Below are 14,362 nucleotides of genomic sequence, written 5' to 3' on the forward strand. Positions count from 1 at the left end.
GTCTGGTTACGCCGTAGGAGGAACAGGCCAGGTGATATCGGGTGCGCTCTGCGCATCAATGGCGTCAACCTGTTTCATATACTCACGCCAACGCACTAAGCGGCTTTTCTCATCATCAGAAATTACGCCCAGCATAAGATCGGTTTGCCAGTTTGCTATCATTTTTTGGGCTTCTGACAATAGCTGCGTTTTACGTAGCGTGGCGTCCGCAATATATTCATCACGGCGTTTCTCAGGTGGAGTAAACACGCCGTCAGAATACAAATAGCCGACACCGACACGCTCTGATGAAATATCGATTAACGCGCCATTCTGCGGCTTCCAGTCAGCCCCAACATCGCTATCCCAGACTACGGTATTAATCACCACCCCGTTTTCGATTACCGCGTATACCTTACTCATGCCGAATACTCCACAATCATAATGACGCCATTACCACCATTACCGCCTTTAGCATCGGCACCAGCAGGCACCGAATATCCGCCACTACCACCAGCACCATCCACGCTGTCAAATCCGTTGATCGAAGCATTGTGTGCAATTGGCGGCGCACCGAATGAAAAAACAGAATCACCGCCGGCACCGGATTCATAACCGCTATTAAAAAACATCGCGGGCGTGCCTGAGCCGCCAAAACCCGCGACCAGATTCCCACCGAATGCATTACCCCCACCGCCGTTACCCATCAGAACAGACATACCGATTGCAATCGCGATACCGTTAGCTCCCCTCGCTCCCCCGCTCGCCGTCATTAACGTTCCAAATTTCGTCGCACCACCAAACCCCGGCTCATTTTTTCCATCTACACCTCCCATACCGCCTGCGCCGACCTCCAGATAGATCAACGCAGGAATATCACCTTTATGGTAAAAAGATCGTGCCCAGCCGCCCGCACCACCGCCAGAGCCTGCCGAGTGATAATTCTGTGGTGATGCCGCCGCCGCGCCGCCGCCGCCGCCCGCACCACAAATGGTGACATCAATGGCGGACACATCATCAGGCCATTGATAATTTTGGCTTGAGGTAATCTTTTTTATGCGCAGGATACGGCCCGCAAAACGGTTTTCTAATCCCAGATTTTTGACAAACTGGACTGGATTCTGGATATCAGCGCCGTTCTGATTCTTATCCATTTTTCCTGATAACCCGGCGGCAACAAACGCCGTGGTGGCCAGTTGTGTCGTATTGGTTCCTGCTACGGCGGTCGGCGCAGTGGGGTTACCGCTAAACACCGGGCTTTCCAGCGGCGCATACTGCCTGTGTGGATTCGCCGCGGCGATATGGTCAGCCAGCAACGTATCCGCATAACGCCGTGTCGCCAGCGCCACCGTTGGGTCAAACTTCAACGTGATTGCATCGGTGCGGCTGACAATCAGGACCATACGCACCGTCTGTACCCGACCAGACCCCTCTTTTAGTTCCGGTTTATAGGTTTCCGGGCAGTTACCGACGGCTATCAGATCCCCATCCACGTCGTACAGACCGATTTCACGCAGCCAGAACCCGCCTTCATTTTCCGGGATCACCTGCTCGGCAATCATTTGGTTGGTGTTATTCTGATCAACCGTGAGCGCATTAATCACCCCACGCCGCCTTTCATTCACCAGTTTGGTTTGTAACGAATCCGGGAAAGGAAGCGTGCCGTTACCATCGCCCACCCCCATTTGCGCCAGCTCCAGCGCTTTTCCTGCGGCAATGGCTGCCGCCAGTTTTTTCTCACCCGCCTGGGTGAGCAAGGTAAAGTATTTAGCGCCCATCAATTTTCTCATCAGCATGAATACAAAGGAAAAGGTTAGGCAGCCGTAGGGAAAACCGGCTCACGCAAGCGCTCACGGTCCTGTCTGCCTTGTGACAACCATTATGCTGACGGCACGTCAAATCACCCGCGTATACGGGTGTCACGGCGATGGCACAACAGAGTGTGAGTATGGCTGCAAGCCATGAGAATTTGATAAGGCACCAAGAGGCCAGCGGTCAGCACGGGATAAAAACAACCCGCCCGGAATAACGGTACGTTGCTATTCCGGACGGGTATCGCTTCATATCAGGGGGAAAGGGCCGGCCAGTCGATAGCTGGCGCCAGAGGCAGGTCGATACGGCTTAACTGATGCGGGAGCATCGCTGGTGGGGCAAGTGATGGACCGCTCGCCACACGGGATAAGGTCTACCCGGAACAGTGGTTGAAATGCTGTGGCCGGGCGAGCCTTATCCCGTTAAGCAACCGGGGGAGCGGGCCAAGTGAGATTTCTTAACGACGAAGACCCGATTTTCCTGCCTTGACGGTCTGTGTAGATATCGTCACGCGGCTCTCACGATGTAGTTAAAGGCGATGTTGCGAGGGCGGGTAGCGCCGACATAGCCAGCGGCACTTACTGTTGTGATGTTGTATGCCGTGTACGACAGCATCACTCCGGCATACTCTGACGCACTGACGGCATCAGCTTGTGCTGCTGATACTGACAGCCGTAGCGAGTCCGAGGTCGGTGCTGAATCTGGACCATCGTAGTTAATTAAAGAGCCTCTCTGCTGCGAGAGCACTTCTCTCCCCGCATCCACCCCTCTCCCATCATCCCAGCCGCGAATAAACTCGCCACGCAGATCCGGCAGCACGCCTGACGGGTAAACCTGCGCCAACCGTGGATAGCGATTTTTATCAAATGACTGGCCGTTACATTTAAGCCAGCCACTCGGCGCTGTGGCTTGTGGCCACGGCTGTGGGATACCCACGATGTCATTAATATCCAGTTTGAGTTTGGTGCTGGCCTCGGTTTTACCAGACAACAAGCCAATAGCGTAAGCCACTGCATCCGCAACAAACGCCGTGGTGGCCAGTTGTGTCGTATTGGTTCCTGCTACGGCGGTCGGCGCGATGGGGTTACCGCTAAACACCGGGCTTTCCAGCGGCGCATACTGCCTGTGCGGATTCGCCGCGGCGATATGGTCAGCCAGCAACGTATCCGCATAACGCCGTGTCGCCAGCGCCACCGTTGGGTCAAACTTCAACGTGATTGCATCGGTGCGGCTGACAATCAGGACCATACGCACCGTCTGTACCCGACCAGACCCCTCTTTCAGTTCCGGTTTATAGGTTTCCGGGCAGTTGCCGACGGCTATCAGATCCCCATCCACGTCGTACAGACCGATTTCACGCAGCCAGAACCCGCCTTCATGTTCCGGGATCACCTGCTCGGCAATCATTTGGTTGGTGTTATCCCGGTCAACCGTGAGCGCATTAATCGCCCCTCGCCGCCTTTCATTCACCAGTTTGGTTTGTAACGGATCCGGGGTGGGGAGTAGGCCGTTGCCATCGCCCACCCCCATTTGCACCAGCTCCAGCGTTTTTCCTGCGGCAATAGCTGCCGCCAGTTTTTTCTCACCCGTTTGGGTGAGCAAGGTAAAGTATTTAGCGCCCATCGATTTTCTCATCAACATGAATACAAAGGAAAAGGTTAGGCAGCCGTAGGGAAAACCGGCTCACGCAAGCGCTCACGGCCCGGCCTGCCTTGTGACAACCATTATGCTGATAGCCCGTCAAATCACCCGCGTATACGGGCGTCACGGTGATGGCACAACAGGGTGTGAGTATGGCTGCAAGCCACATGAGAATTTGATAAGGCAGAGGAGACGGGGTCTGCATTGAATAAAAAACGCCCCGTTCGGAATAACCGCATCTCGTTATTCCGAACGGGTGCAGCATCTCATCAGTGTGATGGCGGGGTCGGCCAGTCGATATCCGGCAGTAAAGACAGGTCGATACGACTTAACTGCACCAAATAGATTTTCCAGTCCTTCAGCGACTGCGTTTCCTGTTCGGTGGCCATACCCAGTTCCTGCGCATAGGTCAGCTCGCGAATACGATCATGTGCCGTCTGGCGACGGGTTTCACACGCCTGTCGGGCCGCCTTTAACAGGCTCTCCTGATACGCCGCGTTATCCGTTATCCATTGTTCGCCATCCCAACGGTCAAACGCACCGGCAGGCGGCTGCAAGGTCAGATGGACGGGTAGCGGCCCCAGTTCATTCACGCCCTGTGGCTGACGCGTTTTCGTGTCGTAAACGGTCTGCCCACGCAAATCCGGCACCCATTCCCAATGTAGGCCATCAGACGAACGCCTCAGCGCCTGCCCTTCTGTTGCTGGCTGCGGCGGCTCATCGGCATAACTGTGAGCGGGGATCCCCGTTCCTGCCATCAGGTATTCATCACTGTAGCCATCGTATTCACGGGTTAGCGCATCCACATGGTACACCCGTAACCAACCTGCCTGAGCAGCCAGCCCATCCACCGCCAGCACGGCGCGCATTTCCGGTGTCGGTGTCATCATCACGCAGCCCTCACGATGTAGTTAAAGGCGATGTTGCGGGGGCGGTTTTCTGATGACGTTGGAACTACGCGTGACGCATCAAAACTAACACCTGCTGGTCCTTTATAGCTGCCAAGACTGTCGGTTATTCCGACATCGCCGAACTTGTCAGCAGAAATTGCACCTGATGTCCCCACAGTAGTCAATGACAAAGGGGTTGACATGCTAACGCCGATATAAAGAGAGCCGACGATATTTCTGATCGTATCGTTTTGCTTTGATAGCAGATCTCTACCAACATCCACCCCTCTTCCATCATCCCAACCACGAATAAATTCACCACGTAAATCCGGCAGCACGCCAGAAGGATAAACCTGCGCCAACCGCGGGTAGCGGGTTTTATCAAACACCTGGCCGTTACATTTCAGCCAGCCTGCCGGGGCGGTCGTCTGCGGCCACGGCTGAGGAATACCGACAAATTCACTGATCAGCAGATACTGCGAATGGGGGTTGGTCTCGGCAAGATGCCCGGACAACAGTGTGTCGGCATAGCGCCGGGTTGCCAGCGCCACCGTCGGGTCGAATTTCAGCGTGACTGCGTCGGTACGGCCGACAATCAGGATCATGCGCACCGTTTGTATCCGGCCCGACCCTTCCTTCAGTTCCGGTTTATAGGTTTCCGGGCAGTTAGCCACCGCTATCAAATTGCCGGCTGCATCGTACAGGCCAACTTCACGTAACCAGAACCCGCCCTCATTTTCCGGAATCACCTGCTCGGCAATAATCTGCCCGGGGTTATCAGCATCAACACTCAGGGAATTGATCGCCGCCCGGCGTTTTTCATTCACCAATGTAGTCTGCAACGGGTCCGGTGCCTGTAATACCCCACCGCCATCACCAACACCCATCTGGGCAACTTCCAGCGGTTTTCCGGTTGAGATCGCTTGCGCTAATTTAATCTCACCGATACGGGTGAGAATCGTAAAATATTTGGTTCCCATCGTTTCTCTCGTCTGCATTCATTAAAAAGCCAGGCAGAAAATATTGCCGTCACACAAGCATTCAATGTTTGTTCTGCTTTCTGACAACCATTATGCAAAGACACCCCAATAATTACCTGTTAATGGCGCTGTATCAGCTGTGACACAACAATAATGAAAAATACATTTTAATTTTTATAAAAAGAACATTTGAGCCATGAAAATACAATCACCGTTTGAAAAGACACACTTCTATTAAATTAGTCATGTCATCACATCAAAAATAAATAACGGAATTTTTATATCTATTACGCAGCCCTCACGATGTAACTAAAGGCGATGTTGCGGGGGCGATTATCTGGCGCGGTAGGAACGACCTTCGACACGTCAAACATGATCAATTGACCGTACCCACCAACAGCAGCGCCAACATGTAACGACTGAGTATTTTCAACGAAAGTAAAAGCCCCCGTGGGAGCTGGCTGTTTTGACGCGCCCCCGGCAAATAGCGCCTCCGATCCGAACGATCCCAAAATATTACGTATGCCATCTTGCTGAGAAGACAAAAGTGCCCGCCCTGCATCTACCCCGCGTCCATCATCCCAGCCACGAATAAACTCGCCGCGCAAATCCGGTAACATGCCCGACGGGTAGACCTGCGCCAGCCGCGGATAGCGGTTTTTATCGAATGACTGACCGTTACATTTCAGCCAGCCACCTGGGGCAGTAGCCTGCGGCCAGGGCAAGGGAATACCCACAATGTCATTAATATCCAGCTTGAGCTTGAAGTTGTCGTCAGTCTTACCGGACAAGGAATCAACAGCGCCGGCCACAAATGCCGTGGTTGCCAACTGTGTAGTACGGGTGCCGGCCACCGCTGTCGGTGCCGTAGGGTTCCCGGTCAACGCTGGGCTTTCAATCGGCGCATACTGTTTGTGCGGATTCGCGTTGGCGAGGTGTTTCGCCATCAGCTCATCGGCGTAGGCTTTCACCTCAATCGCCTTGTCATCAACCGACTTACGGGTTGCCATCACCACCGACGGGTCAACTTTCAGAATGACCGCACTGGTGTTACTGACCACCAGAATCATACGTATGGTTTGTACACGTCCCGAGCCTTCCTGCAACTGCGGTTTATAGGTATCCGGGCAATTGGCCACGGCGATTAAATCGCCATCGTCATCGTACAGGCCGATTTCACGCAACCAAAACCCACCTTCATTTTCCGGGATCACCTGTTCGGCAATAATTTGATTCGGATTCGACGGGTCAACTCTCAGGGCGTTCAACACCGCCCGGCGCCGTTCATTAATCAATGCCGTCTGGGCCGGATCAGGCGTGGTCGGATTCCCGCCGCCATCCCCCACCCCCATGTGGGTAATATTCAGCATTTTCCCTAATGCGGCGGCATTCGCCAGCTTTGCTGTCCCCGCCTGGGTGAGCAATGTCATGTATTTCACCGTCATACTATTTTCCTTTTGTATCGCCTTAAACCGTCATCTGACATTGCAATCCCCACCGCGCAAATCGCCGTCTTTTTTGCAAGCCATTCCATTTTGTTGCTGCCTCTGACAACATTATGCAAAGAGAGTGACGGCAAATCGTCCGGCCGACGTTGTTTATGCCATGGCACAACAAGCAGGTTAAAAAAAACCCGCCATCAAGGCGGGGAAAATAAAATAAGACGATGAAAATGAATAAAAAAATAGCGGGTATAACTGCTTATTTTTCTGGTTGTACCGGCCATGCAATATTTAACGGGAACCCTGCCTGCTCAGGAACTTGACGTAATATCTCACGGTATGTACGCCAGGCCTGTTGATCTACCGGTGCATCCGACACTTGCGTCCAGTCACTGGCGGTCAGTAAATTATCTCGCTGACGCCGGGCATCTTCAGCCAACTGAGTATCTGACAAAGGCACGGGAGTCACCGCAATCGGTTTTTTTGTCGACTCATCAAAAATAATAACATTACCCCTGACTTGCTGGTCTAATAAATATTGATAATAATCATCGCTGATCTCAATAGCGTCATTAGGAATATTAACACCATTAATTTCGTCACTATAAAAACCACTAGTTGATTTAGAATAAAACATATGACACCTCAATTTCCTATTGCAATAAACTGATAAGAGATACCAGAAGAAAAATCAACAGAACCACCGTTTCTGACAAATGCGCCATATCCCTTCAACATTTCTTTAGTACTATTACTTTGCCCATATACTGTCACCCCCGTATAGTTCCAACCAACAGAATTATTTTCCGTAATGACAGCAGCAAAAAAATTATTAGGATAGGCAATAGGGAATGACTGATTAATAACGCCAGCACCTAACGTTGCTCCTACTCCCCATTGAATAATAATACCTGACGGTAAAATCTGGTAACCATTCACTCCTGAGCCAGCAGCACCCACTCCACCAATCGCACGCCACTGTGGCCCCGTGGAAAGGAATCTTATATTCGTCCCACTTTTAACCGTCATCGTATTTGAACCGGATGGATTATTGGGCCCCAGAATATTCACCCCTGCACCAGAAATCGTCACAGCCCCGTTGGAGATATTATTAAACTCAATAACCCCACCCACACAAAGGGAAGCGTTCGGTAATGTAATCGTAATCCCCGCTATTTGGGCTTCAACAAAACAGCCAAATGCATCACTGGTTAACACCTGATTTTCTCTGACGCCAAATGCCGACTTCATATTACCTAAAGCTCTTTGCACGAACGCCGTGGTCGCGATACTACTATCCGCATCAAATAAAGGTGGCGTCGGTGCCAGGGGATTCCCGGTCAATACCGGGCTTTCAATCGGCGCATACTGCTTGTGCGGATTCGCGTTGGCGAGGTGTTTCGCCATCAGTTCATCGGCGTAGGCTTTCACCTCAATCGCCTTGTCATCAACCGACTTACGGGTTGCCAGCACTACCGCCGGGTCAACTTTCAGGGTGACCGCACTGGTGTTACTGACCACCAGAATCATACGCACGGTTTGCACACGACCAGAACCTTCCTGCAACAGCGGTTTGTAGGTATCCGGGCAATTGGCCACGGCGATTAAATCGCCATCGTCATCGTACAGGCCGATTTCACGCAACCAAAACCCACCTTCATTTTCCGGGATCACCTGTTCGGCAATAATTTGATTCGGATTAGCCGGGTCCACACTCAGGGCGTTTAAGACTGCCCGACGCTTTTCATTAATCAATGTCGTCTGGGCCGGATCAGGCGTGGTCGGATTCCCGCCGCCATCCCCCACCCCCATGTGGGTAATATTCAGCATTTTCCCTAATGCGGCGGCATTCGCCAGCTTTGCCGTCCCTGCCTGGGTGAGCAATGTCATGTATTTCACCGTCATACTATTTTCCTTTTGTATCGCCTTAAACCGTCATCTGACATTGCAATCCCCACCGCGCAAATCGCCGTCTTTTTGCAAGCCATTCCATTTCGTTGTTGCCTCTGACAACATTATGCAAAGAGAGTGACGGCAAATCGTCTGATGGGCGTTGTATCGGCTATGGCACAACAAACAGGTTAAAAAAACCCGCCATCAAGGCGGGAAAATAAAATAAGACGATGAAAAAATAAGGCGTATAGCCACTTATTTTACGGCAGTGGCAACGATTCAATGTTTAATGAAACTCCCTGCCTATTCATAAATGTGATACGATATTAAAAACGCAGACATAATGACACAAAAAATTCACCATGAGTCACTCACTATATTATCTACCAAAAAACAATTTGTTAATGGAGCCAATTAACAACCTTGTAAATATCAATTTTATGAAAAAGCATCTCCATGTATGAATTATATTAAATATCTAGAAACATAAGCATCAAATGTTGGATTTCCTGATGTTGCATTACTTGTTGAAATAGAAATATAACCATCATTAACCATTACAATATCAGCATAATTCTGTGAGATAAGTCCATTCTCCGTAACATAGCCTGTCATTTGCTGTCCAGATAACACATTTTTACTACTGGCAATTGTCATCGATAACACCCCAGAAGCCGTACTAGTTTGCCGAACATACCCACTTAGAGATTTAGTATTTAATGGGGTAAAACTACTAATTGAAATATTAAAATCCGTTGTTGTTTTTAAAGTAGAATATACTCTCTTTGGTGATATATATACGTATCGCTCTCGAACAGATAATACGGTAAAATTACCCGCCTTAACCGGCACAACCGTCAATAATGCCGATGCTGTATATCCATCCGGCATATTGGTTCCGCTATAAATCTCCGGCAATTTGACTGAGGTGGCGTTAACCGCGAGCAAGCCAGACAGCATCGTCACCGGATTATAAATGGCATAAACCCCGACGAACCCTTCATCAGGAACGGTTCCGGTATCCATTCCTCCAACGCCATTCTTTGCCAGATCGATCATCTGCCTGAATAAACCTATTCGATATTGGTCTCCACCCAGAACCGTCCCAACAATAATCTCATCGGCAGTATATGTGGCACTGGAAGAAACGGAGGGAATATTCATCGTGGCATTGCGTGTCATGCCAATCACACCGGAAAATGAGCTCCTTACGCCCAAATTCTCGATAAATTGAGCTTTATCCACAATGTCTGCACCATTTTGAGCTTTAATCAGAGCTTTATCATCCACATACTGCCGACTGGCCAGCACCACCGCCGGGTCGATATTCAGCGATACCGCCTGCGTCTGACTGACAGCCAGAATCATGCGCACCGTCTGCACGCGGCCCGATCCTTCCTGCATCTGTGGTTTATAGGTTTCCGGACAGTTGGCTACGGCAATCAAATTATCGTCCGCATCATACAAGCCGATTTCCCGCAGCCAGAATCCACCTTCATTCTCCGGGATCACTTGTTCGGCAATAATCTGATTGGCATTAGCAGGGTCGATGCTCAACGAATTAAGCGCGGCACGACGTTTTTCATTGATCAATTTAGTCTGGGTTGCGTCCGGCGTTGGCAATACACCACCACCATCCCCTACGCCCATCCGGGCGATTTCCAGTTGTTTTCCCAGTGCGATCGCATTAGCCAGCCTGTCTGCTCCCACCTGGGTAAGCAAGGCCGTATATTTCGTGCTCATAACATGTCTCATCAGAATTAGCGATAAAGGGGCCCATACTCAGGCATGGAACACATCCCGCCACACTTGTCGACACACGCTTTTCCAAGCGATTTCAGCCCGTTGTGGCAGTATCGGACATTATGCTGATAGGCCAGCAACAGCGCGCGCAGCGAGGGTTGGAACAGCGATAGCACAACAAACCCCGTTCAGTTTTTTTATAACTATGGAGATCGGGAAAGTGAATGATGATTAGTAACATCATTGGCATGACAGAAATATCACTCCCCCAGAAAATAACCGGGCTGAAAATAGCAACTAAGTCAGCACTCATTATTATTTCTCAGACACAATATGAAGAAAGGTGAAGGAGATAAGACATGAAAATGAATTTTCCATTTCTCTTCCTGGGGCTTATGGCAATAAGCTCCAGTCAGGCAAGCTCATTAACAACGGATAATAATGAAAAAAAACTTGAGGTTGGCTTTGGTAAACCGACCTACAGGCAAACACTGCACTACCGTAAACTCTATGAGAAAAAACCGTTCCCCGATGCAGAAATATTCTATTACGACAACGGTATTTATAAAATAATATCGCAAGGTGAAGAACATTATGGCGTTTACGTCATGCAGGGAAATTTTCAGGATCAAACCTATACCATCAGATATATCTCATTGCCTTCAGAAGATTGGGGGAAAAAGACTGCATTTCATCAACTCACATTCATTAATGGCGACAAAGAAAAGTATTTTATACAAAATGCGATCGTTGAAACGGGAGAGGCAATAGCGCAACAGAATGGGACCTTTTCCCTGGAAGAGAACAAAATCAGTAATCCCATCACACAAAAATGGCATAAAAATTAGGATATCCGCCATCCTGCAGAAAACGAATGGCTTACGATCAGGGCAGGATAGTCACACAATCCTATAGCTCGCCCCAAAAAAAACCCCGCCATCAAGGCGGGGAAAAAGACAGGGATGGTGTCTATGGCAAGGAAAACAGGTTACTTCTTTAACACACTACTCTCGGCACTACTCTCACTACTCGGATCTCACTACTCGGAAAAACACGCTCTACTCGTTACGGTCATTACTCGGTACTCTCATCCTGCCCCTGACGGGACAATTCCAAATTCTGGTTACCTGACGCCGACATCCGCTGACGCACCGTCTGCATTGCCTGCTCATGTTTCTGGTTCAAAACCGATTTCTGCTCCGGCGTCAGCATGTTGTACATCTGGTTGCTCACCCGGACCATCTCAACCTGACGTGCAATTTGCGCCTGGACCATTTTGGCGACCTGCGCTTGCACCGCCGGTGCATCAAATTTTTCTGCCGTTATCAACTGATGCATCATCTCCACATCATTAGCATCATAAGCGGGTTGCTCGTGGCGGACTTGCCGCATCAAATCACGCATTTGCTGGCGCTGATGTTCCGTCAACCTCACACCATCAAATATCCCTTGCTGACTCTCCGTGCGTTTCGTGGCAGAGTCATCGCGATAACAGTTGCCCAGTTCGGGGGCATTATTTTCGGTGGATAAATTGTTTTCGGTGGATAAATTCTCTTTGCCGGAAAACATGTTTTCAGTGGCCATCGCAGTACCGGTGACCAACATCAGCAGTGAAGTAAAAGATAACGTGATGATGGTGCCCCGCATCTCATGACCCCTCTGTGTTCACGCACGGCTTGCGTTGGTACGCTGTACTGGCTGGCTAATCAATGGACTCAGTCTAATTGCCTTGCTGCAAACATGCGTCAGACGATGTAAAACTACGTAAAGTCATGGAATAGCGGCGATCTATGACGTATTTTGCCCGAGGAGGTAGGTAAATCATGAATAAAATCCTGTTGGTTGATGACGATCGCGAGCTGACGTCCCTGTTGCGGGAATTGCTCGAAATGGAAGGTTTTAACGTCGTTGTCGCCCATGACGGCGAACAGGCGTTAAGCGTACTGGATGACTCGGTTGACCTGTTATTGCTGGATATCATGATGCCGAAGAAAAACGGCATCGATACACTCAAGGAAGTGCGCCAACGCTACCAGACGCCGGTAATCATGCTTACCGCCCGCGGCAGCGAACTGGATCGCGTGCTCGGTCTGGAACTGGGCGCAGACGACTATTTGCCGAAACCCTTTAACGACCGGGAACTGGTCGCCCGCATCCGCGCTATTCTGCGCCGTTCTAATTGGACGGACCAACAACAGGCAGGCGAAGCCAGTGCGCCCACCATCGAGGTAGATGCGCTGCGGCTTAACCCCGGCCGTCAGGAAGCCAGCTTTGACAATGAAGTGCTGGATCTGACCGGTACGGAATTCACCCTGCTCTACCTGCTGGCGCAGCGGCTGGGCCAGGTGGTATCGCGCGAACATCTCAGTCAGGAAGTGTTGGGTAAACGCCTGACGCCGTTCGATCGCGCTATCGACATGCATATCTCCAACCTGCGGCGCAAACTGCCTGAACGCAAAGATGGATTGCCCTGGTTTAAAACCTTGCGCGGCAGAGGCTACCTGATGGTATCTACCGCATGATGCAGGTTGTCGCCGTATGATTAACAGCCTTACCGCCCGTATTTTCGCCATTTTCTGGCTGACGTTGGCACTCGTGCTGATGCTGGTGCTGATGCTGCCGAAACTGGATTCCCGGCAACTCACGCCGCTGCTGGAAAATGAACAGCGGCAGGGACTGATGCTGGAACAGCATATTGAGGCTGAGCTGGCGAGCGACCCCGCCAATGATTTGCTGTGGTGGCGGCGTTTATTTCGCGTCATCGAAAAATGGGCGCCGCCCGGCCAACGCCTGCTGCTGGTGACCAGCGAAGGGCGTGTGATTGGCGCGCAGCGCAATGAAATGCAGATGGTGCGCAATTTCATCGGCCAATCCGACAGCGCTGATTTCCCGCAAAAGAAAAAATACGGTCGGCTGGAATTGCTGGGGCCATTCGCCGTGCGCGATGGCGAAGACAGCTACCTGATGTACATGCTGCGCCCCGCCAGCAGTCCGCAATCCGATTTCATCAACCTGCTGTTCGACCGCCCGCTGTTGCTGTTGATAGTCACCATGCTCACCAGCTCGCCGCTGCTGCTGTGGCTGGCCTGGAGCCTGGCAAAACCGGCGCGTAAGCTGAAGAATGCGGCCGATGAAGTCGCGCGCGGCAACCTGAAGCAACACCCGGAGCTGGAATCCGGCCCACAGGAATTCCGTGCGACCGGCGCCAGCTTTAACCAAATGGTGAGTGCGCTGGAGCGGATGGTCACCGCGCAGCAGCGCCTGTTGTCCGATATTTCCCACGAGTTGCGTACGCCGCTGACCCGCTTGCAACTGGCTACCGCGCTGTTACGCCGCCGTCAGGGCGAAGGCAACGAACTTAACCGCATCGAAACCGAAACCCAGCGTCTCGACGGTATGATCAACGACTTGCTGGTGCTGTCGCGTAACCAGCATAAGAATGAATTGTTACGCGAAGAGCTGCGGGCGGATGAGCTGTGGAACGATGTGCTGGATGACGCGCGCTTTGAAGCCGAGCAGATGGGTAAAACACTGGACGTGTTATCGCCGCCCGGCCCCTGGCCGTTGTTCGGCAACCCCACCGCGCTCGACAGTGCGCTGGAAAATGTGGTGCGTAATGCACTGCGTTATTCGCACAGCCATATTACCGTATCGTTCTCGGTCGATGCTCAGGGCGTGACCATTGTGGTCGGCGATGACGGCCCCGGCGTCAGCCCGGAAGATCGGGAGCAAATTTTCCGGCCGTTCTACCGCACTGACGAAGCCCGCGACCGCGAATCCGGCGGGACAGGACTGGGGCTGGCTATCGTCGAGACGGCGCTGTCACAACATCGCGGCTGGGCTAAAGCCGATGAAAGCCCGCTGGGTGGTTTACAGCTTACGTTATGGCTACCGCTCTATCAGCGTTAATCGATATTGCGCTCCACCCGGGCGCGGCATACCGCGCCCGGCGTCACATCCATACCGTCAATTAATTGAGTTT

The 14,362-nt window shown here is 51.4% G+C and carries 13 protein-coding genes; 3 read left to right on the top strand and 10 right to left on the bottom strand.

From position 1 onward, the window contains the following. Positions 1 to 6: 6 nt before the first annotated feature. The 9 genes from FDP13_RS15145 to FDP13_RS21820 all read right to left on the bottom strand — a co-directional run bounded on the left by FDP13_RS15145 (position 7) and on the right by FDP13_RS21820 (position 10,380). Positions 7 to 402: a tail fiber assembly protein gene (locus tag FDP13_RS15145; protein WP_015848315.1), complete on the bottom strand. Its 396-nt coding sequence runs from the start codon at positions 400 to 402 to the stop codon at positions 7 to 9. Further along, complete coding sequence (locus FDP13_RS15150) at positions 399 to 1,757, bottom strand: phage tail protein (RefSeq protein WP_143839813.1); 1,359 nt, start codon at positions 1,755 to 1,757, stop codon at positions 399 to 401. Before FDP13_RS15150 ends, FDP13_RS15145 begins: the two co-directional genes overlap by 4 nt. A 541-nt stretch (positions 1,758 to 2,298) precedes the next feature. Continuing rightward, positions 2,299 to 3,414, bottom strand: a complete 1,116-nt coding sequence (locus FDP13_RS15155) for a phage tail protein (protein WP_143839814.1) — start codon at positions 3,412 to 3,414, stop codon at positions 2,299 to 2,301. A gap of 287 nt (positions 3,415 to 3,701) precedes the next feature. Further along, positions 3,702 to 4,322 (bottom strand): tail fiber assembly protein, encoded by a 621-nt coding sequence (locus tag FDP13_RS15160; protein WP_143839815.1) that lies wholly within the window; start codon positions 4,320 to 4,322, stop codon positions 3,702 to 3,704. Further along, positions 4,322 to 5,302, bottom strand: a complete 981-nt coding sequence (locus FDP13_RS15165) for a phage tail protein (protein WP_143839816.1) — start codon at positions 5,300 to 5,302, stop codon at positions 4,322 to 4,324. The genes FDP13_RS15160 and FDP13_RS15165 overlap by 1 nt, the downstream gene beginning before the upstream one ends. A gap of 287 nt (positions 5,303 to 5,589) precedes the next feature. After that, positions 5,590 to 6,747 (bottom strand): phage tail protein, encoded by a 1,158-nt coding sequence (locus tag FDP13_RS15170; RefSeq protein WP_143839817.1) that lies wholly within the window; start codon positions 6,745 to 6,747, stop codon positions 5,590 to 5,592. A gap of 256 nt (positions 6,748 to 7,003) precedes the next feature. Further along, the gene (locus FDP13_RS15175) at positions 7,004 to 7,381 is read right to left on the bottom strand and encodes a tail fiber assembly protein (protein ID WP_015848322.1); all 378 of its coding nucleotides are present in this window, start codon (positions 7,379 to 7,381) and stop codon (positions 7,004 to 7,006) included. An 8-nt stretch (positions 7,382 to 7,389) separates the two neighbouring features. Beyond that, positions 7,390 to 8,649, bottom strand: a complete 1,260-nt coding sequence (locus FDP13_RS15180) for a phage tail protein (RefSeq protein ID WP_143839818.1) — start codon at positions 8,647 to 8,649, stop codon at positions 7,390 to 7,392. Between the two features lie 453 nt (positions 8,650 to 9,102). Beyond that, positions 9,103 to 10,380 carry a phage tail protein gene (locus tag FDP13_RS21820; protein WP_234424419.1) on the bottom strand — a complete coding sequence of 426 codons (1,278 nt, stop codon included), beginning with the start codon at positions 10,378 to 10,380 and terminating at the stop codon, positions 9,103 to 9,105. 359 nt (positions 10,381 to 10,739) lie between these two features. On the opposite strand from FDP13_RS21820, the gene FDP13_RS15190 reads away from it, so the two are divergent. Beyond that, positions 10,740 to 11,228: a hypothetical protein gene (locus FDP13_RS15190; protein WP_033576729.1), complete on the top strand. Its 489-nt coding sequence runs from the start codon at positions 10,740 to 10,742 to the stop codon at positions 11,226 to 11,228. A 226-nt stretch (positions 11,229 to 11,454) separates the two neighbouring features. Here the strand turns inward: FDP13_RS15190 and cpxP are convergent, their stop codons facing one another. Beyond that, on the bottom strand, positions 11,455 to 12,027 hold the full coding sequence (gene cpxP, locus FDP13_RS15195; RefSeq protein WP_033576730.1) for a cell-envelope stress modulator CpxP: 573 nt from the start codon (positions 12,025 to 12,027) through the stop codon (positions 11,455 to 11,457). A gap of 176 nt (positions 12,028 to 12,203) precedes the next feature. On the opposite strand from cpxP, the gene cpxR reads away from it, so the two are divergent. Beyond that, complete coding sequence (gene cpxR / locus FDP13_RS15200) at positions 12,204 to 12,902, top strand: envelope stress response regulator transcription factor CpxR (protein ID WP_015848325.1); 699 nt, start codon at positions 12,204 to 12,206, stop codon at positions 12,900 to 12,902. A gap of 16 nt (positions 12,903 to 12,918) precedes the next feature. Next, positions 12,919 to 14,289 carry an envelope stress sensor histidine kinase CpxA gene (cpxA, locus tag FDP13_RS15205; protein WP_027713508.1) on the top strand — a complete coding sequence of 457 codons (1,371 nt, stop codon included), beginning with the start codon at positions 12,919 to 12,921 and terminating at the stop codon, positions 14,287 to 14,289. The last annotated feature ends 73 nt before the right edge of the window (positions 14,290 to 14,362 follow it).

The sequence above is a fragment of the Dickeya sp. ws52 genome (assembly GCF_007210685.1).
In the GTDB taxonomy this organism is placed as follows: domain Bacteria; phylum Pseudomonadota; class Gammaproteobacteria; order Enterobacterales; family Enterobacteriaceae; genus Dickeya; species Dickeya chrysanthemi.

Bases quoted from the DNA above. Each gene is read 5' to 3' on its own strand.
- cpxR (WP_015848325.1), top strand. From the start codon at position 12,204: ATGAATAAAATCCTGTTGGTTGATGACGATCGCGAGCTGACGTCCCTG.
- FDP13_RS15190 (WP_033576729.1), top strand. From the start codon at position 10,740: ATGAAAATGAATTTTCCATTTCTCTTCCTGGGGCTTATGGCAATAAGC.
- FDP13_RS15150 (WP_143839813.1), bottom strand. From the start codon at position 1,757: ATGGGCGCTAAATACTTTACCTTGCTCACCCAGGCGGGTGAGAAAAAA.
- FDP13_RS15170 (WP_143839817.1), bottom strand. From the start codon at position 6,747: ATGACGGTGAAATACATGACATTGCTCACCCAGGCGGGGACAGCAAAG.
- FDP13_RS15175 (WP_015848322.1), bottom strand. From the start codon at position 7,381: ATGTTTTATTCTAAATCAACTAGTGGTTTTTATAGTGACGAAATTAAT.
- FDP13_RS15160 (WP_143839815.1), bottom strand. From the start codon at position 4,322: ATGATGACACCGACACCGGAAATGCGCGCCGTGCTGGCGGTGGATGGG.
- FDP13_RS15155 (WP_143839814.1), bottom strand. From the start codon at position 3,414: ATGGGCGCTAAATACTTTACCTTGCTCACCCAAACGGGTGAGAAAAAA.
- cpxP (WP_033576730.1), bottom strand. From the start codon at position 12,027: ATGCGGGGCACCATCATCACGTTATCTTTTACTTCACTGCTGATGTTG.
- FDP13_RS15180 (WP_143839818.1), bottom strand. From the start codon at position 8,649: ATGACGGTGAAATACATGACATTGCTCACCCAGGCAGGGACGGCAAAG.
- FDP13_RS15165 (WP_143839816.1), bottom strand. From the start codon at position 5,302: ATGGGAACCAAATATTTTACGATTCTCACCCGTATCGGTGAGATTAAA.
- cpxA (WP_027713508.1), top strand. From the start codon at position 12,919: ATGATTAACAGCCTTACCGCCCGTATTTTCGCCATTTTCTGGCTGACG.
- FDP13_RS21820 (WP_234424419.1), bottom strand. From the start codon at position 10,380: ATGAGCACGAAATATACGGCCTTGCTTACCCAGGTGGGAGCAGACAGG.
- FDP13_RS15145 (WP_015848315.1), bottom strand. From the start codon at position 402: ATGAGTAAGGTATACGCGGTAATCGAAAACGGGGTGGTGATTAATACC.